At 50.4% G+C, this 17,248-nt stretch carries 18 protein-coding genes; 16 read left to right on the plus strand and 2 right to left on the minus strand.

Translation table 11 applies throughout. The annotated features are described in order from the left end of the window. Position 1 precedes the first annotated feature (1 nt). On the minus strand, positions 2 to 1,903 hold the full coding sequence (locus tag ICA20_RS02055; RefSeq protein ID WP_038634776.1) for an ABC transporter ATP-binding protein: 1,902 nt from the start codon (positions 1,901 to 1,903) through the stop codon (positions 2 to 4). Between the two features lie 132 nt (positions 1,904 to 2,035). Here ICA20_RS02055 and kefG point away from each other — a divergent pair, with 132 nt between their 5' ends. From kefG to slyD, 4 genes are all read left to right on the plus strand, one after another. Then, positions 2,036 to 2,587: a glutathione-regulated potassium-efflux system ancillary protein KefG gene (gene kefG, locus ICA20_RS02060; protein WP_003023629.1), complete on the plus strand. Its 552-nt coding sequence runs from the start codon at positions 2,036 to 2,038 to the stop codon at positions 2,585 to 2,587. Beyond that, positions 2,587 to 4,392 carry a glutathione-regulated potassium-efflux system protein KefB gene (kefB, locus tag ICA20_RS02065; protein ID WP_038634774.1) on the plus strand — a complete coding sequence of 602 codons (1,806 nt, stop codon included), beginning with the start codon at positions 2,587 to 2,589 and terminating at the stop codon, positions 4,390 to 4,392. The genes kefG and kefB overlap by 1 nt, the downstream gene beginning before the upstream one ends. Before the next feature lie 8 nt (positions 4,393 to 4,400). Continuing rightward, complete coding sequence (locus ICA20_RS02070; protein WP_016154768.1) at positions 4,401 to 4,601, plus strand: YheV family putative zinc ribbon protein; 201 nt, start codon at positions 4,401 to 4,403, stop codon at positions 4,599 to 4,601. 94 nt (positions 4,602 to 4,695) lie between these two features. After that, the gene (slyD, locus tag ICA20_RS02075; RefSeq protein WP_006687368.1) at positions 4,696 to 5,298 is read left to right on the plus strand and encodes a peptidylprolyl isomerase; all 603 of its coding nucleotides are present in this window, start codon (positions 4,696 to 4,698) and stop codon (positions 5,296 to 5,298) included. Positions 5,299 to 5,495: 197 nt separating this feature from the next. On the opposite strand, the gene ICA20_RS02080 is transcribed toward slyD, so the two are convergent. After that, positions 5,496 to 5,714 carry a protein SlyX gene (locus ICA20_RS02080; RefSeq protein ID WP_038634770.1) on the minus strand — a complete coding sequence of 73 codons (219 nt, stop codon included), beginning with the start codon at positions 5,712 to 5,714 and terminating at the stop codon, positions 5,496 to 5,498. 232 nt (positions 5,715 to 5,946) lie between these two features. Here ICA20_RS02080 and fkpA point away from each other — a divergent pair, with 232 nt between their 5' ends. The 12 genes from fkpA (at position 5,947) to bfr (ending at position 17,215) form a co-directional block, all read left to right on the plus strand. Beyond that, a complete protein-coding gene (gene fkpA, locus ICA20_RS02085; protein ID WP_038634767.1) occupies positions 5,947 to 6,765 on the plus strand; it encodes an FKBP-type peptidyl-prolyl cis-trans isomerase in 819 nt (272 codons plus the stop codon). Between the two features lie 167 nt (positions 6,766 to 6,932). Further along, the gene (locus tag ICA20_RS02090) at positions 6,933 to 7,655 is read left to right on the plus strand and encodes a transcriptional regulator (RefSeq protein ID WP_003023643.1); all 723 of its coding nucleotides are present in this window, start codon (positions 6,933 to 6,935) and stop codon (positions 7,653 to 7,655) included. Next, positions 7,655 to 8,041 carry a sulfurtransferase complex subunit TusD gene (gene tusD / locus ICA20_RS02095; RefSeq protein WP_038634764.1) on the plus strand — a complete coding sequence of 129 codons (387 nt, stop codon included), beginning with the start codon at positions 7,655 to 7,657 and terminating at the stop codon, positions 8,039 to 8,041. Before ICA20_RS02090 ends, tusD begins: the two co-directional genes overlap by 1 nt. Next, positions 8,041 to 8,400, plus strand: a complete 360-nt coding sequence (tusC, locus tag ICA20_RS02100) for a sulfurtransferase complex subunit TusC (RefSeq protein ID WP_038634761.1) — start codon at positions 8,041 to 8,043, stop codon at positions 8,398 to 8,400. The genes tusD and tusC overlap by 1 nt, the downstream gene beginning before the upstream one ends. A 7-nt stretch (positions 8,401 to 8,407) precedes the next feature. Continuing rightward, entirely contained in the window at positions 8,408 to 8,695 is a 288-nt protein-coding gene (tusB, locus tag ICA20_RS02105; protein ID WP_038634759.1) for a sulfurtransferase complex subunit TusB, read from the plus strand. 125 nt (positions 8,696 to 8,820) lie between these two features. Next, entirely contained in the window at positions 8,821 to 9,195 is a 375-nt protein-coding gene (rpsL, locus tag ICA20_RS02110; RefSeq protein WP_003023654.1) for a 30S ribosomal protein S12, read from the plus strand. Between the two features lie 95 nt (positions 9,196 to 9,290). Beyond that, positions 9,291 to 9,761, plus strand: coding sequence for a 30S ribosomal protein S7 (rpsG, locus tag ICA20_RS02115; protein WP_003023657.1), 471 nt, complete (start codon positions 9,291 to 9,293; stop codon positions 9,759 to 9,761). A gap of 96 nt (positions 9,762 to 9,857) precedes the next feature. After that, positions 9,858 to 11,972, plus strand: coding sequence for an elongation factor G (fusA, locus tag ICA20_RS02120; protein WP_038634754.1), 2,115 nt, complete (start codon positions 9,858 to 9,860; stop codon positions 11,970 to 11,972). 69 nt (positions 11,973 to 12,041) lie between these two features. Then, positions 12,042 to 13,226, plus strand: a complete 1,185-nt coding sequence (gene tuf, locus ICA20_RS02125) for an elongation factor Tu (RefSeq protein ID WP_003031109.1) — start codon at positions 12,042 to 12,044, stop codon at positions 13,224 to 13,226. A gap of 263 nt (positions 13,227 to 13,489) precedes the next feature. Next, positions 13,490 to 15,580, plus strand: coding sequence for a glycosyl hydrolase family 18 protein (locus ICA20_RS02130; protein ID WP_320205382.1), 2,091 nt, complete (start codon positions 13,490 to 13,492; stop codon positions 15,578 to 15,580). 892 nt (positions 15,581 to 16,472) lie between these two features. Further along, positions 16,473 to 16,667, plus strand: a complete 195-nt coding sequence (gene bfd / locus ICA20_RS02135) for a bacterioferritin-associated ferredoxin (protein WP_038634750.1) — start codon at positions 16,473 to 16,475, stop codon at positions 16,665 to 16,667. Between the two features lie 71 nt (positions 16,668 to 16,738). Beyond that, the gene (gene bfr, locus ICA20_RS02140; protein WP_038634748.1) at positions 16,739 to 17,215 is read left to right on the plus strand and encodes a bacterioferritin; all 477 of its coding nucleotides are present in this window, start codon (positions 16,739 to 16,741) and stop codon (positions 17,213 to 17,215) included. Positions 17,216 to 17,248 lie beyond the last annotated feature (33 nt).

The raw sequence follows: 17,248 nt of genomic DNA on the forward strand, positions 1-17,248 counted from the left end.
GTTAGTCGGCCAGCATCTGTTCGAGTTGTTCCTGCGCATCCAGCCAGGCCATTTCACACTCTTCCAGCCCGGATTTTGCATTCGCTTGCTGCTGCAAACAGGCAGTGAGTTCGGCTTTGCGACTTTGATCGTAGAGTTCGCTATCACCGAGTTTCTCTTCCGCCTGCGCCAACTGCGCCTGTAGTTTCTCCATCTCTTTTTCCAGACGGGTGATCTCTTTGCGCAGCGGCTGCGTCAGGGTGCGGAGTTCAGCTTCGCGACGCTTCTGATCCTTACGCGCCTGGGCGCTGTTCACGCTCTCCTTCGCCGGTTCGTCGCTCTGGTTTTCCTGTTTCTGCACATCGCTCAGCCACTGTTGATAATCTTCCAGATCGCCGTCAAACGGCTCGACTTTCTTGTCGTGCACCAGATAGAGGTCGTCGGTAGTGGAGCGAATCAGATGACGGTCGTGCGAGACCACGACCAGCGCGCCTTCGAAATCGATCAGCGCTTCGGTCAGCGCCTGACGCATATCCAAATCCAGGTGGTTAGTCGGTTCATCAAGCAGCAGCAGGTTCGGGCGCTGCCAGACGATCAATGCCAGCACCAGGCGCGCCTTTTCACCACCGGAGAAGCGGGCGGTCTGTTCGCTGACTTTATCGCCCTGAAAGCCGAATCCGCCGAGGTAGTCGCGCAGTTTCTGCTCCAGTTCCTGCGGCGCCATGCGCGCCAGGTGTTGGATGGGGGATTCATCGGCACGTAAAAACTCCAGCTGATGCTGCGCGAAGTAACCCAGTTTAATGCCTTTGGCGAGACCGATTTCACCGCTGATGGGGGCCAGTTCACCCGCCAGCAGCTTAATCAGGGTTGATTTACCCGCACCGTTACGACCGAGCAGGCCAATGCGTGAACCCGGCACCAGATTCAGTTTGATCGAATCGAGAATGACGCGATCGCCATAGCCAGCGCTGACCTTTTCCATCTTCAATAGCGGGTTTGGCAGGCTTTCCGGTTGACGGAAGCTGAAGTGGAACGGGTTGTCCACGTGCGCCGGGGCAATGAGCTCCATACGTTCCAGCATTTTGATACGGCTCTGCGCTTGCTTTGCTTTGGTTGCTTTAGCGCGGAAACGATCGATATAGCTTTGCAGGTGCGCCACACGCTCCTGCTGACTTTCGTACATCGCCTGTTGCTGCGCGAGGCGGGTGGCGCGCTGGATTTCAAACGCGCTGTAGTTGCCGGTGTACTCGAACATGGTTTGCTGTTCGATATGAATAATTTTGTCCACCACCGGGTCGAGGAAGTCGCGGTCATGGGAAATCAGAATCAGCGTGCCCTGATAGCTTTTCAGCCATCTTTCCAGCCAGATCACCGCGTCAAGATCGAGGTGGTTGGTCGGTTCATCAAGCAGCAGCAGGTCTGAACGGCAAATCAGCGCCTGCGCCAGGTTAAGACGCATACGCCAGCCGCCGGAAAAATCGCTGACCGGACGTTCAAGCTGTTCATTGGAGAAGCCGAGGCCATGCAGCAGGCTTGCCGCACGTGAGCGTATGGTCCAGGCGTCAATGGCATCCAGCTTGCCATGGACGGTGGCAATGGCGTGTCCATCGTTACGTTCGTTGGCATCGTTCAACTGCGCTTCCAGTTGACGATACTCGCGGTCGCCGTCAATCACGTACTCCAGCGCGGGCTGTGGCAACGCTGGCGTTTCCTGATTCACCCAGGCGAGTTGCCAGTTTCCCGGATAGGTAAATCCTCCGGCGTCAGCGCTGAGTTCATTTTTCAGCAATGCCAGCAGAGTAGATTTACCGCAGCCATTTTTGCCCACCAGACCAACTTTCTGCCCTGGATTAATGGTGGCCGTGGCATTGTCCAGCAAGACGCGCACGCCGCGACGAATTTGTAACGATGAGAAAACAATCATAAGGCGCCGTATGTTCAGACTATGTTAATTTATCATTATGATAATGTAATGTGTGGGCCGTTTGCCGCACTGAGGCGCCATGGTAGCCCAAAACGTCGAAAATAGACAAAAGACAAAACCGGGAGGGGGATGATGTTCCAGCCAGCGAAAGTGTTGCTGCTGTATGCCCATCCGGAATCTCAGGACTCGGTCGCGAACCGGGTTCTGCTTAAACCGGCCATGCAGCTCAGTAATGTGACCGTGCACGATCTTTACGCGCACTATCCTGATTTTTTCATCGACATTCCGCATGAGCAGGCGCTGTTGCGCGAGCATGATGTGATTGTTTTTCAGCATCCTCTCTACACCTATAGCTGCCCGGCGCTGTTAAAGGAGTGGCTTGACCGTGTACTGAGCCGCGGATTTGCCAGCGGTCCCGGAGGGAATCAACTGGCGGGAAAGTACTGGCGAAGTGTCATCACCACCGGTGAACCGGAAAGCGCGTACCGTTATGACGCGCTGAACCGTTATCCGATGAGCGATGTACTGCGCCCTTTTGAGCTAACGGCCGGTATGTGCCGCATGCACTGGATGAGCCCAATCATCGTTTACTGGGCAAGGCGGCAAACGAAGCAGGAGCTGGACAGCCATGCTAAAGCGTACGGTGACTGGCTGGCGAATCCGATTCCTGTGGGAGGCCGCTGATGGAAGGTTCTGATTTATTGACCGCGGGAGTGTTGTTCCTCTTCGCGGCGGTCGCTGCGGTGCCGCTGGCATCGCGGCTGGGTATTGGCCCGGTGTTAGGATACTTGCTGGCGGGGATCGCTATCGGCCCGTGGGGATTAGGATTCATTAGCGATGTAGATGAAATCCTGCACTTTTCCGAACTGGGCGTCGTCTTTTTGATGTTCATCATTGGGCTGGAACTTAACCCGGCCAAGTTATGGCAATTGCGGCGTTCAATTTTTGGCGTCGGTGCCGCGCAGGTGATGTTGAGCGCAGTGGTACTGGCTGGCTTGCTGATGCTGACCGCATTCTCCTGGCAAGCGGCAGTGGTCGGCGGCATTGGTCTGGCGATGTCATCGACCGCCATGGCGCTACAGTTGATGCGCGAAAAAGGCATGAACCGCAGCGAATCCGGGCAACTGGGTTTTTCGGTGCTGCTGTTCCAGGATTTGGCAGTGATCCCCGCACTGGCGCTGGTTCCACTGCTGGCGGGGTCTGCCGATGAACATTTTGACTGGATCAAAGTGGGCATGAAGGTGTTGGCTTTCGCCGGCATGTTGATTGGCGGACGCTATTTGCTGCGCCCTGTTTTCCGCTTCATTGCGGGTTCTGGCGTGCGGGAAGTGTTCACCGCCGCTACGCTGCTGCTGGTACTGGGTTCCGCGCTATTTATGGATGCGCTGGGATTGTCGATGGCGCTGGGAACGTTTATCGCGGGCGTGCTGCTGGCGGAAAGCGAATACCGCCATGAGTTGGAAACGGCAATCGATCCCTTTAAAGGCCTGTTGCTCGGACTGTTTTTTATCTCCGTCGGCATGTCGCTCAATCTCGGCGTGCTCTATACCCATATTCTGTGGGTAGCGGCGAGCGTAATCGTGCTGGTGGTCGTGAAGATGCTGGTGCTGTATGTGCTGGCACGACTGAACGGCATGAGAAGCTCTGAACGAATGCAGTTTGCCGGCGTGTTAAGCCAGGGCGGTGAATTCGCTTTCGTGCTGTTTTCAACGGCATCCTCGCAACGATTGTTTCAGGGCGATCAAATGGCGCTACTGCTGGTGACCGTCACGTTGTCGATGATGACCACGCCGCTGGTGATGAAGCTGATTGATAAATGGCTCTCCCGCCAGTTTAACGGCCCGGATGAAGAAGATGAAAAACCCTGGGTGGAGGATGATAAACCGCAGGTCATTGTCGTGGGGTTTGGACGCTTTGGTCAGGTTATTGGTCGCTTACTGATGGCCAATAAAATGCGTATTACCGTCCTGGAGCGAGATATCAGCGCTGTGAATCTGATGCGCAAATATGGCTATAAGGTCTATTACGGAGATGCCACCCAAGTGGATCTGTTGCGTTCTGCGGGGGCAGAGGCGGCGCAATCCATCGTCATTACCTGTAATGAACCCGAAGACACCATGAAACTGGTGGAGCTTTGCCAACAATACTTTCCGCATTTGCATATTCTTGCGCGAGCGCGCGGACGTGTAGAGGCGCATGAGTTATTACAGGCCGGGGTGACGCAGTTTTCCCGCGAAACGTTCTCCAGTGCGCTGGAGTTGGGGCGTAAAACGCTGGTCACGTTGGGGATGCATCCGCACCAGGCTCAGCGCGCTCAGTTGCATTTTCGGCGGCTCGATATGCGCATGTTGCGGGAATTGATTCCCATGCATACAGACACGGTACAAATCTCGCGAGCCAGGGAAGCCCGGCGTGAACTGGAGGAAATTTTCCAACGTGAGATGCAGCAAGAGCGGCGTCAGCTGGATGGCTGGGATGAATTTGAGTAGAGGTAATCATGGCAATTCGTAAACGTTTTATTGCAGGCGCAAAATGTCCGTCCTGCCAGGCGCAGGATACGCTGGCGATGTGGCGCGAAAATAATATCGATATTGTTGAGTGTGTTAAGTGCGGGCATCAGATGCGGGAAGCCGATAAAGAGGCGCGCGAACATGTTCGCAAAGAAGAGCAAGTGATCGGGATTTTTCATCCGGACTAGCGATATGGCGCAGCTTTTTTTAAGCTAGAGGGTACACGGGTGCAGAATTCCGCTACAATCTGCGCCACTATTCTTTCCATGCTCAGGAGATATCATGAAAGTAGCAAAGGACCTGGTGGTCAGCCTGGCCTATCAGGTACGTACAGAAGACGGTGTGTTGGTTGATGAGTCTCCGGTGAGTGCACCGCTGGACTACCTGCATGGTCACGGTTCCCTGATTTCTGGCCTGGAAACAGCGCTGGACGGTCATGAAGTTGGCGACAAATTCGACGTTGCTGTTGGCGCAAACGACGCTTACGGTCAGTACGACGAAAACCTGGTGCAGCGCGTTCCTAAAGACGTCTTCATGGGCGTTGACGAACTGCAGGTTGGCATGCGTTTCCTGGCTGAAACTGACCAGGGTCCAGTACCGGTAGAAATTACCGAAGTGGAAGACGACCACGTTGTGGTTGACGGTAACCACATGCTTGCTGGCCAGAACCTGAAATTCAACGTAGAAGTTGTAGCGATTCGTGAAGCGACCGAAGAAGAACTGGCTCATGGCCACGTTCACGGCGCGCACGGTCACGACCACGATCATGACCACGGTCACGATGGTTGCTGCGGTGGTCACGGCCACGACCATGGTCACGAGCACGGTGGCGAAGGCTGCTGCGGCGGTGGCGGTAAAGGTAACGGCGGCTGCGGTTGCCACTAATACCCTTCGTCTTTCAACCCACAGCGGTGTTGGCTGCGCTTTCAAATCCCGGTCACATAGTTATCTATGCTCCCGGGACTTCCTCAAGCTTGCCGCCTTGCTGTGATTTGAAATCCTTTGGGTATATGTGAGTAGGCCTGCTAAGCGTTCGCGCCATCGGGCACAAAAAAGCGGGATATCCCCGCTTTTTTTACGTCTTAATAATGCGGCGGTGGGGTCTCTTCGGACTGCGACGCGATGTGGGACGGCTGCGTGGCTTTCAGCTTCTCAGTCAGCAGACGCAGATGATCGCGTAGTTTAGCCATTTCCAGTTCATGCGCAGTTACCGTCACGTTGAGCTCTTCAATGGTGATTTCCTGAAATGCCAGGCGGCTTTCCAGCTCGGCCAGGCGAGTTTCCAATGTTGTATCCTGCATGATTCACCTCTTTCTTTTTTCTCCGGCAGATCGCGGACTGCGGCGAATTCTACTTAACTTTGCCTGTTTGCACAGCACTCAATCTTCGGCAACGAAACTAATTTAAACAAAAAGAGTCTGAAAAGTGGTGATAATAGGGCGTGCCTGTATGTTGATTTGTTCTGCAACGCTTTATAGTACATTTTTATGTTAGATAACCCTGGGGTGAGATGCCCCGGCCCTGGAGATATGGATGAAATCACTGTTTAAAGTAACGCTGCTGGCGACCACAATGGCTGTTGCTCTGCATGCCCCGATCACCTTCGCTGCTGATGCTGCGAAACCAGCCGCTACTGCTGACAGCAAAGCAGCATTCAAGAATGACGACCAAAAATCCGCTTACGCGCTGGGCGCGTCACTGGGTCGTTATATGGAAAACTCCCTGAAAGAGCAGGAAAAGCTGGGCATCAAACTGGATAAAGATCAGCTGATCGCTGGCGTTCAGGATGCGTTTGCTGACAAGAGCAAGCTCTCTGACCAGGAAATCGAACAAACTCTGCAGGCGTTTGAAGCGCGCGTGAAGAGCTCCGCTCAGGCGAAAATGGAAAAAGACGCGGCTGACAATGAAGCCAAAGGTAAAGTTTACCGCGAGAAATTTGCTAAAGAGAAAGGCGTTAAAACCTCTTCCACCGGCTTGATCTACAAAGTAGAGAAAGAAGGTACCGGCGCTGCGCCGAAAGACAGCGATACCGTGGTTGTAAACTACAAAGGTACGCTGATTGATGGTAAAGAGTTTGACAACTCCTACACCCGTGGCGAGCCGCTCTCTTTCCGTCTTGATGGTGTTATCCCTGGCTGGACTGAAGGTCTGAAAAACATCAAGAAAGGCGGTAAAATTCAGTTGGTTATCCCACCGGATCTGGCTTACGGCAAAACCGGCGTTCCGGGTATTCCGGCCAACTCTACGCTGGTCTTTGATGTTGAACTGTTAGACATCAAACCGGCACCGAAAGCCGAGGCACAGCCAGATGCTGCACCGGCCGATAAAGCTGCAGATAGCAGCAAAAAGTAAGCGAACAATAACCGCCGCCCACAGGGCGGCGGTTTTTTATTATCGACAGGATATAATTAATACTGGAAAGCGCCTTGTGCGCTGTATTACTTTAGATGCCCCTATAATAGTGATGAGCCTGCCCTGACAACATAACGACAGGCTCCTGAAAAGGAGTGCTTTTTTTCATGTCCAGGTCGCTTTTAACCAACGAAACCAGTGAGCTAGATTTACTGGATCAACGTCCTTTCGATCAAACTGACTTCGATATCCTTAAATCCTATGAAGCGGTAGTGGACGGGTTGGCGATGCTCATTGGTTCCCATTGTGAAATCGTATTGCACTCTTTGCAGGATTTGAAATGCTCGGCTATCCGCATTGCGAACGGTGAACACACGGGCCGTAAAATTGGTTCACCGATAACCGACCTTGCTTTGCGTATGCTGCATGATATGACGGGTGCGGATAGCAGCGTGTCGAAGTGTTACTTCACACGTGCGAAAAGCGGTGTCTTGATGAAGTCGGTGACGATTGCCATTCGTAACCGAGAGCATCGCGTGATTGGTCTGCTGTGCATCAACATGAACCTCGATGTGCCATTCTCGCAGATAATGAATACCTTTATCCCACCGGAAACCCCGGAAGTGGGCTCTGCCGTGAACTTTGCTTCTTCAGTCGAAGATCTGGTCACCCAGACGCTGGAATTCACGATCGAAGAAGTGAATGCCGATCGCAATGTATCCAACAATGCGAAAAACCGCCAGATTGTCCTGAATCTGTATGAGAAAGGTATCTTCGATATTAAAGATGCGATTAACCAGGTCGCCGATCGGCTGAATATCTCCAAGCACACGGTCTACCTCTATATTCGCCAGTTCAAAAGCGGCGATTTCCAGGGGCAAGACAAGTAATGCGCTTTACCATCATGGTGACGGGACCTGCTTATGGTACACAGCAGGCGAGTAGCGCGTTGCAATTTGCCCACGCGCTACTTAAGGAAGGGCATGAGTTAAGCAGCGTATTTTTCTATCGTGAAGGTGTGTATAACGCCAACTTCCTGACTTCGCCCGCCAGCGATGAGTATGATCTGGTACGAGCCTGGCAACAGCTGAACCAACAACATGGCGTGACGCTAAATATCTGCGTTGCAGCGGCGTTGCGCCGCGGCGTTGTTGATGAAGTTGAAGCAAAGCGGCTTGGGCTGGCAGGTGCTAATCTACAATCAGGTTTCAATCTCAGCGGGCTGGGTTCGCTGGCTGAGGCGTCCCTGACCTGCGATCGCGTGGTGCAGTTTTAATGAAACGGGTTGCTTTTGTCTTTTCTACCGTGCCGCACGGCAGCGCATCCGGCCGTGAAGGGTTAGATGCCTTACTGGCGACATCTGCGCTAACGGAAGGTCTCGGCGTGTTTTTTATCGGCGATGGCGTGTTCCAGATCCTCCAGGGTCAACAACCGGATGTCGTTCTGGCTCGCAACTATATCGCAACGTTTAAGCTGTTGGAGTTGTACGATATCGATCAATGTTGGCTTTGTGCCGCCTCATTACGTGAGCGGGGTCTTCAGCAGGGTGTTAATTTTGTGGTTGATGCCACGCCGTTGGAACCTGAAGATTTGCGCCGTGAGCTAGGTAATTATGATGTCATTTTAAGGTTTTGAGACTCTCATGCTGCACACACTACACCGCTCCGCGTGGCTTACTGATTTCTCCTCTCTTCTTCGCCTGATTGAAAAAGACGATGAGCTTTTACTGCTCCAGGATGGCGTGACTGCCGCAATAGAAGGAAGCCGTTTCCTTGAAAGTCTGCAAAATGCCTCCATTAAGGTCTCTGTACTGGAAGAAGACATTAAAGCTCGCGGGTTAGATGGTCAAATTTCAGACAGTGTCGTCAGGGTTAGCTATACTGACTTCGTCAGACTTACGGTGAAGCATCCCAACCAGATGTCCTGGTAATTGCGGGATCGTTGTATATTTCTTGACACCTTTTCGACACCGACCTAAAATTCTGCGTCCTCATATTGTATGAGGTCGTTTTATTACGTGTTTACGAAGCAAAAGCTAAAACCAGGAGCTATTTAATGGCAACAGTTAACCAGCTGGTACGCAAACCACGTGCACGCAAAGTTGCAAAAAGCAACGTGCCTGCGCTGGAAGCATGCCCGCAGAAACGTGGCGTATGTACTCGTGTATATACTACCACCCCTAAAAAACCGAACTCCGCACTGCGTAAAGTTTGCCGTGTTCGTCTGACTAACGGTTTTGAAGTGACTTCCTACATCGGTGGTGAAGGTCACAACCTGCAGGAGCACTCCGTGATCCTGATCCGTGGCGGTCGTGTAAAAGACCTCCCGGGTGTTCGTTACCACACCGTTCGTGGTGCGCTTGACTGCTCCGGCGTTAAAGACCGTAAGCAATCACGCTCCAAGTATGGCGTGAAACGTCCTAAGGCTTAATGGTTCTCCGTTAAGTAAGGCCAAACGTTTTATATTAATGTCAAACTAAACTCTTAGAGTTTTGGACAATCCTGAATTAACAACGGAGTATTTCCATGCCACGTCGTCGCGTCATTGGTCAGCGTAAAATTCTGCCGGATCCGAAGTTCGGATCAGAACTGCTGGCTAAATTTGTAAATATCCTGATGGTAGATGGTAAAAAATCTACTGCCGAAACTATCGTATACAGCGCGCTGGAGACCCTGGCTCAGCGTTCTGGTAAAAACGAACTGGAAGCTTTCGAAGTAGCTCTCGAAAACGTGCGCCCGACTGTCGAAGTTAAGTCTCGCCGCGTTGGTGGTTCTACTTATCAGGTACCAGTTGAAGTCCGTCCGGTCCGTCGTAATGCCCTGGCAATGCGTTGGATCGTTGAAGCTGCTCGTAAACGCGGTGATAAATCCATGGCTCTGCGCCTGGCGAACGAACTTTCTGATGCTGCAGAAAACAAAGGTACTGCAGTTAAGAAACGTGAAGACGTTCACCGTATGGCAGAAGCCAACAAGGCGTTCGCACACTACCGTTGGTAATCCCTTCGGAGTTTTAGTCACCAGGCGGGCGCTTCCAGTAAGCAGCCCGCTTTGGGCTACTTAAATTGAACGCCTAAAAGATAAACGAGGAATCAAATGGCTCGTACAACACCCATCGCGCGCTACCGTAACATCGGTATCAGTGCGCACATCGACGCCGGTAAAACCACTACTACCGAACGTATTCTGTTCTACACCGGTGTAAACCATAAAATCGGTGAAGTTCATGACGGCGCAGCCACCATGGACTGGATGGAGCAGGAGCAGGAGCGTGGTATTACTATCACCTCCGCAGCGACTACTGCATTCTGGTCTGGTATGGCTAAGCAGTATGAACCGCATCGCGTAAACATCATCGACACCCCGGGGCACGTTGACTTCACTATCGAAGTAGAACGTTCCATGCGTGTGCTTGATGGTGCAGTAATGGTTTACTGCGCAGTTGGTGGTGTTCAGCCTCAGTCTGAAACCGTATGGCGTCAGGCAAACAAATATAAAGTTCCGCGCATTGCGTTCGTTAACAAAATGGACCGTATGGGTGCGAACTTCCTGAAAGTTGTTGGTCAGATCAAAACCCGTCTGGGCGCGAACCCTGTTCCGCTGCAGCTGGCGATTGGCGCTGAAGAAGCGTTCACCGGTGTTGTTGACCTGGTGAAAATGAAAGCCATCAACTGGAACGAAGAAGATGCAGGCGTAACCTTCACTTATGAAGATATCCCGGCTGACATGCAGGAACTGGCTGACGAATGGCACCAGAACCTGATCGAGTCCGCAGCGGAAGCGTCAGAAGAGCTGATGGAGAAATACCTGGGTGGTGAAGAACTGACTGAAGAAGAGATCAAAAAAGCTCTGCGTCAGCGCGTTCTGAACAACGAAATCATCCTGGTAACCTGTGGTTCTGCATTTAAGAACAAAGGTGTTCAGGCGATGCTGGATGCGGTAATTGATTACCTGCCATCCCCAGTCGACGTACCTGCGATCAACGGTATTCTGGACGACGGTAAAGATACTCCGGCTGAGCGTCACGCTAGCGATGATGAGCCGTTTGCTGCTCTGGCATTCAAAATCGCTACCGACCCGTTCGTGGGTAACCTGACCTTCTTCCGTGTGTACTCTGGTGTGGTTAACTCCGGTGATACCATCCTGAACTCCGTGAAAACTGCACGTGAGCGTTTTGGCCGTATCGTTCAGATGCACGCCAACAAACGTGAAGAGATCAAAGAAGTTCGCGCGGGCGATATCGCTGCTGCAATCGGTCTGAAAGACGTGACCACTGGTGACACTCTGTGTGACCCGGATCACCCGATCATTCTGGAACGTATGGAATTCCCTGAGCCGGTAATCTCCATCGCGGTAGAACCGAAAACCAAAGCTGACCAGGAAAAAATGGGTCTGGCTCTGGGCCGTCTGGCTAAAGAAGACCCGTCTTTCCGCGTATGGACTGACGAAGAATCTAATCAGACTATTATCGCTGGTATGGGTGAGCTGCACCTCGACATCATCGTTGACCGTATGAAGCGTGAATTCAACGTTGAAGCGAACGTCGGTAAACCTCAGGTTGCTTACCGCGAAGCGATTCGCGCGAAAGTTACCGATATCGAAGGTAAACACGCTAAGCAGTCTGGTGGTCGCGGTCAGTACGGTCATGTTGTTATCGACATGTACCCGCTGGAGCCGGGTTCAAACCCGAAAGGCTACGAGTTCATCAACGACATCAAAGGTGGTGTAATTCCTGGCGAATACATCCCGGCCGTTGATAAAGGCATCCAGGAACAGCTGAAATCTGGCCCGCTGGCTGGTTACCCGGTTGTTGATCTGGGCGTGCGTCTGCACTTCGGTTCTTACCATGACGTTGACTCCTCTGAGCTGGCGTTTAAACTGGCCGCTTCTATCGCCTTCAAAGATGGCTTTAAGAAAGCGAAACCAGTTCTGCTTGAGCCTATCATGAAGGTTGAAGTAGAGACTCCGGAAGAGAACACCGGTGACGTTATCGGTGACTTGAGCCGCCGTCGTGGTATGCTTCGTGGTCAGGAATCCAACGTCACTGGCGTTGTTATCCATGCTGAAGTTCCGCTGTCTGAAATGTTCGGATATGCAACCCAGCTGCGTTCTCTGACCAAAGGCCGTGCTTCTTACTCCATGGAGTTCCTGAAGTACGACGATGCGCCGAACAACGTTGCTCAGGCCGTTATTGAAGCCCGTGGTAAATAAGCCACAGGATTAAAACCTAAGTCCCGTGCTCTCTCCATAGGGGAGAGCACTATAGTAAGGAATATAGCCGTGTCTAAAGAAAAATTTGAACGTACAAAACCGCACGTTAACGTCGGCACCATCGGCCACGTTGACCACGGTAAAACTACCCTGACCGCTGCAATCACCACCGTACTGGCTAAAACCTACGGCGGTGCTGCTCGTGCATTCGACCAGATCGATAACGCGCCGGAAGAAAAAGCTCGTGGTATCACCATCAACACTTCTCACGTTGAATATGACACCCCGACTCGCCACTACGCACACGTAGACTGCCCGGGCCACGCCGACTATGTTAAAAACATGATCACCGGTGCTGCGCAGATGGACGGCGCGATCCTGGTTGTTGCTGCGACTGACGGCCCGATGCCGCAGACTCGTGAGCACATCCTGCTGGGTCGTCAGGTAGGCGTTCCGTACATCATCGTGTTCCTGAACAAATGCGACATGGTTGATGACGAAGAGCTGCTGGAACTGGTAGAAATGGAAGTTCGTGAACTTCTGTCTCAGTACGATTTCCCGGGCGACGACACTCCGATCGTTCGTGGTTCTGCTCTGAAAGCGCTGGAAGGCGAAGCAGAGTGGGAAGCGAAAATCATCGAACTGGCTGGCTTCCTGGACTCTTACATCCCGGAACCAGAGCGTGCGATTGACAAGCCGTTCCTGCTGCCTATCGAAGACGTATTCTCCATCTCCGGTCGTGGTACCGTTGTTACCGGTCGTGTAGAACGCGGTATCATCAAAGTTGGTGAAGAAGTTGAAATCGTTGGTATCAAAGAGACTGCTAAGTCTACCTGTACTGGCGTTGAAATGTTCCGCAAACTGCTGGACGAAGGCCGTGCTGGTGAGAACGTTGGTGTTCTGCTGCGTGGTATCAAACGTGAAGAAATCGAACGTGGTCAGGTACTGGCTAAGCCGGGCTCTATCAAGCCGCACACCAAGTTCGAATCTGAAGTGTACATCCTGTCCAAAGACGAAGGCGGCCGTCATACTCCGTTCTTCAAAGGCTACCGTCCGCAGTTCTACTTCCGTACTACTGACGTGACTGGCACCATCGAACTGCCGGAAGGCGTAGAGATGGTAATGCCGGGCGACAACATCAAAATGGTTGTTACCCTGATCCACCCGATCGCGATGGACGACGGTCTGCGTTTCGCAATCCGTGAAGGCGGCCGTACTGTAGGTGCGGGCGTTGTTGCTAAAGTAATGAGCTAATATTACGTTTATTTAACGTAGTTAGTTTAAAAGCCCCGAATATATTTCGGGGCTTTTTTATTTGTGTTTATTTAAAGATTTCAGAAATATTAGTTAATCTCAATATATAAATAATTTATCTGGTAGGATAAGTTTGTTCATTTCTTAAAGCATTGCGATTTGTATTTTATTAATTGAACTTGTTTGTTGTTATATCTACCTTATGCGTTATTACATACATATGTAATAAATTGATGGATTTATAACAACAGGAATGTTTAATAATGCAATTAAATCTCGCAACAAAAGCCTTATTTTGTATGGGGCTGACATGTGCTGCCTTGCCAGCATTTGCCCTGGAAGCATGGAGCGGTCAGGAAGGCGGCAGTACGTATGAAGTGATTTTCGACAGCGGCGTGTATAGCAATGCGTGGTGGGTAGGTGCATCGGATTGTCCGGGAAACGCCGCGGGCGACGAAGCGAATAACCCATGGCGCTACGAGCGAGCAGCGACCGCTGATGAAATAACGAAATATGGTAATCCAACAACCTGCGATACGGGTGGCGGTACGGTAACTTACCCAGCATATGACAATAGTATCGCTTATAATGCTGGTGATATTGTTATTTATAATAATGCGACGTATAAAACGCCTGTCGCGCAAAGCGCTTATGGTTTTGCTCCTGGTCAGGAAAATCCATGGGAGGCTTATGCCGTTGTCACGCAATGGGCGTCCTCGACCGTCTATAATAAAGGCGATAAAGTTCAGAAAAATGGCCAGGAATATGAAGCCCTGTTTTATACCGTAGGGGATGATCCTTCTCTTCCAGCTAATCAAAACCCAACTGGCACAAATGGTCGTCCATGGAAACCACTGGGCGCTGTTGTCTCTTATACTCAGGACCAGTTGAATAAAGCTCCAGAATATAATTCCTCCACTGTATATGAAAGCGGCACGCTGATCCGCTATAACGGTGGTAATTACGTTTCGCAGTCCAAAGTACAGAAAGTCTCCCCATCTGATACCAATCCATGGCGCGTGTTTATCGACTGGACCGGCACCAAAGAAAAAGTAGGCACGCCGAAGTCACCATGGCCTGCGCATGTCTATGCCCCATATGTCGATTTTACCCTCAACTCACAGCCGGATCTGGCAAGCCTTGCGCAGAACCAGAATGTCACCCACTTCACCATGGCTTTCGTGGTCAGTAAAGATGCTGATACCTGCCTGCCGACATGGGGTACCGCATATAACGTTAACGACTACGCTCAGTACAGCAAAATTAAAGCGCTGCGTGAAGCAGGTGGCGACATCATGGTTTCCATTGGCGGAGCGAATAACTCCCCACTGGCAGCGTCTTGTAAGAATGTGAATGACCTGAAGCAGCATTATTACGATATCGTAGACAACCTGAATCTTAACGTGCTGGACTTCGATATTGAAGGCACCTGGGTTGCGGATCATGAATCCATAAACCGTCGTAATGAAGCGGTGAAGGCTGTTCAGGACACCTGGAAAGCAGAAGGTCGTAGCGTCGGAATTTGGTACACCTTGCCTATTCTGCCGACGGGCCTGACGGCTGAAGGTCTTTATGTACTTGAAGATGCGAAAGCCAAGGGCGTTGAACTGGCTGGTGTCAACGTCATGGCGATGGATTACGGTAACAGCATTTGCCAGTCTGATGGTACTGAAGGCCAAAACATTCATGGCAAGTGTGCGACATCCGCCATTGAAAACCTCCATAGCCAGATGAAGCAGATTTTCACTGACAAGAGCGATGCGGAAATTAACGCCATGATGGGTACGACGCCGATGATCGGTTACAACGACGTTCAGGGCGAAGTGTTTTATATGTCTGATGCGAAACTGGTGATGCAGGATGCCACTGATCGTGGTCTGGGCATGATTGGCATATGGTCTATGATGCGCGATCAGCCTGGCGTCGCCAGGCAGGTTTCCCCTGAGCACAGCGGTCTGACCGAACAGCAGGCTGCGAAATACGCCTTTAGCGAAGTTTTTGCACCGTTTACGAAAGCAGGAAGCGAATTGCCAGACGGTGTGATTTCTTTCACCGTCACAGCTGCGCCAGGTAACAGACATGCACAAATTAAACTGACGAAAGAAGCGTTTAATACCCGCAAGTTTGTTGTATATCAAAACTATAAAACAAACAAAAAGTATATGGGGCATTCAGAAAAAGGCCTCAGCTATTATGGGCACAACTGGTCTGCAGATAATGGTGAAAATACCGTTGCCGAATTCTATTACTACTCTACGCCGAAAGCGGGTGATACCGTAACATTAGTTGAAGATGACTATAGTAAAGAAACGGTATTACAAGAAGTTACAATTAGCAGCGATATGCTGAAGTAAGTCTGAATAGATATTTTAATATATGTTCAGATGTTGTTACCGCAAAGGGATGATTTTATCATCCCTTTTTTACAGAACCTCTAAAAATACAAAGTTATCGATTTTTTGTCGCCAGTTTTGTAGGGACAATAGCCATAATATTTGAGTAACTCTTACTGAACGAATCAAATATTAATAACTTTTAGATCTGCTTGTTGTGGTGACATATCAAGAAGAATAACGCCCGAAGACCGAATATCTGAGTAGCGTAAAAGGATGCTAATGCCTTAATTCTGTCGATTATGATTCTACTGTCATTTATGACAGGGACAATTGTTCTACTGGAAAAGCCAATGGTGGGTTTAGCCCGGCATGATCACAAGCAGTGATTTGGTATGGTTGAACTTTGGTCCTATTCAACACAACGATGGGGTTTTCAACGAATCTGGTAGTGGGTGATAAGATTATCGTTAGTGTTGAGTCAGGAAGTCTCGCTCTTTCTACCAATACCGTCGGTCCGATTCTGGTCGAATTGGTTGTTTAGAGGAGTAATTGCCTCCTGCTTCCACATAACCTGTGAAAAGTTCTGTCTGTTATAGCAATAAATCTATCAAAAATAGTGTAGTAACAACGGGCTGCCCGATTCTATTTATTGGAGAACGGCAACGCTTAATCTATAGCCGGCTGAATCGAATATACTGGGATATAGCCCAAATACCGAGGTTCTGCACTTTCTAGCTTTGGCGTACCGCCGTTATGAAGTAATCAACAGGAATAAGCATATATTCTGATCTAACATGTTGAAATTAATACTATCATTTCTTTACGGATGTGTCGGCGGCATTTTTAAGGTTTGATTTGTGTTGAGAACAATAATCATTTATCATAATGGTGTTCATGGTTGGGAGCATATATGTACATTTGTTTATGTAACGGCATCAGTGATAAAAAAATTCGTCAGGCGGTACGCCAGTTTCACCCACAGTCATTTCAGCAGTTACGCAAGTTTATTCCTGTTGGAAATCAATGTGGTAAATGTATTCGGGCCGCGCGCGAAGTGATGCAGGAAGAATTAATGCAAATGCCAGAATTTAAAGAGATCGCCTGAGTCACACTCTTTTTTTTGACATCCCGCTAGCCCCATCTACTCTCTAAGAGTGGAAGCGGAGGGACTATATAATGAAAGGTGATGTTAAGGTAATAAATTATCTCAATAAATTATTGGGAAACGAGCTTGTCGCCATCAACCAGTATTTTCTTCATGCGAGAATGTTCAAAAACTGGGGTTTCAAACGTCTGAATGACGTTGAATATCATGAATCTATCGACGAGATGAAACACGCCGATAAGTACATTGAGCGTATTCTCTTTCTTGAAGGTATTCCCAATCTCCAGGACCTGGGCAAACTTGGCATCGGTGAAGATGTTGAAGAGATGCTGCGTTCGGATCTGGCTCTTGAGCTGGAAGGTGCAAAAGACCTGCGTGAAGCAATCGCCTATGCCGACAGCGTATTTGATTACGTCAGCCGTGACATGATGATTGAAATTCTGGCGGATGAGGAAGGCCATATCGACTGGCTGGAGACCGAGCTGGATCTTATCGATAAACTGGGGATCCAGAATTATCTGCAGGCGCAAATTCGCGAAGAAGAGTAGAAGCAGAGTCGTTAATACAGGAAGGAGTTAATC

The organism is Citrobacter sp. C5_2 (assembly GCF_014596845.2).
GTDB classification, from domain to species: Bacteria; Pseudomonadota; Gammaproteobacteria; order Enterobacterales; family Enterobacteriaceae; genus Citrobacter; species Citrobacter werkmanii.

What these genes read in the sequence shown, in the direction of transcription:
- tusC (WP_038634761.1), top strand. Translation starts at nt 8,041, where the DNA reads ATGAAACGGGTTGCTTTTGTCTTTTCTACCGTGCCGCACGGCAGCGCA.
- tusB (WP_038634759.1), top strand. Translation starts at nt 8,408, where the DNA reads ATGCTGCACACACTACACCGCTCCGCGTGGCTTACTGATTTCTCCTCT.
- rpsG (WP_003023657.1), top strand. Translation starts at nt 9,291, where the DNA reads ATGCCACGTCGTCGCGTCATTGGTCAGCGTAAAATTCTGCCGGATCCG.
- ICA20_RS02090 (WP_003023643.1), top strand. Translation starts at nt 6,933, where the DNA reads ATGTCCAGGTCGCTTTTAACCAACGAAACCAGTGAGCTAGATTTACTG.
- slyD (WP_006687368.1), top strand. Translation starts at nt 4,696, where the DNA reads ATGAAAGTAGCAAAGGACCTGGTGGTCAGCCTGGCCTATCAGGTACGT.
- rpsL (WP_003023654.1), top strand. Translation starts at nt 8,821, where the DNA reads ATGGCAACAGTTAACCAGCTGGTACGCAAACCACGTGCACGCAAAGTT.
- ICA20_RS02080 (WP_038634770.1), bottom strand. Translation starts at nt 5,714, where the DNA reads ATGCAGGATACAACATTGGAAACTCGCCTGGCCGAGCTGGAAAGCCGC.
- tusD (WP_038634764.1), top strand. Translation starts at nt 7,655, where the DNA reads ATGCGCTTTACCATCATGGTGACGGGACCTGCTTATGGTACACAGCAG.
- ICA20_RS02055 (WP_038634776.1), bottom strand. Translation starts at nt 1,903, where the DNA reads ATGATTGTTTTCTCATCGTTACAAATTCGTCGCGGCGTGCGCGTCTTG.
- fkpA (WP_038634767.1), top strand. Translation starts at nt 5,947, where the DNA reads ATGAAATCACTGTTTAAAGTAACGCTGCTGGCGACCACAATGGCTGTT.
- ICA20_RS02130 (WP_320205382.1), top strand. Translation starts at nt 13,490, where the DNA reads ATGCAATTAAATCTCGCAACAAAAGCCTTATTTTGTATGGGGCTGACA.
- kefB (WP_038634774.1), top strand. Translation starts at nt 2,587, where the DNA reads ATGGAAGGTTCTGATTTATTGACCGCGGGAGTGTTGTTCCTCTTCGCG.
- fusA (WP_038634754.1), top strand. Translation starts at nt 9,858, where the DNA reads ATGGCTCGTACAACACCCATCGCGCGCTACCGTAACATCGGTATCAGT.
- ICA20_RS02070 (WP_016154768.1), top strand. Translation starts at nt 4,401, where the DNA reads ATGGCAATTCGTAAACGTTTTATTGCAGGCGCAAAATGTCCGTCCTGC.
- kefG (WP_003023629.1), top strand. Translation starts at nt 2,036, where the DNA reads ATGTTCCAGCCAGCGAAAGTGTTGCTGCTGTATGCCCATCCGGAATCT.
- bfd (WP_038634750.1), top strand. Translation starts at nt 16,473, where the DNA reads ATGTACATTTGTTTATGTAACGGCATCAGTGATAAAAAAATTCGTCAG.
- bfr (WP_038634748.1), top strand. Translation starts at nt 16,739, where the DNA reads ATGAAAGGTGATGTTAAGGTAATAAATTATCTCAATAAATTATTGGGA.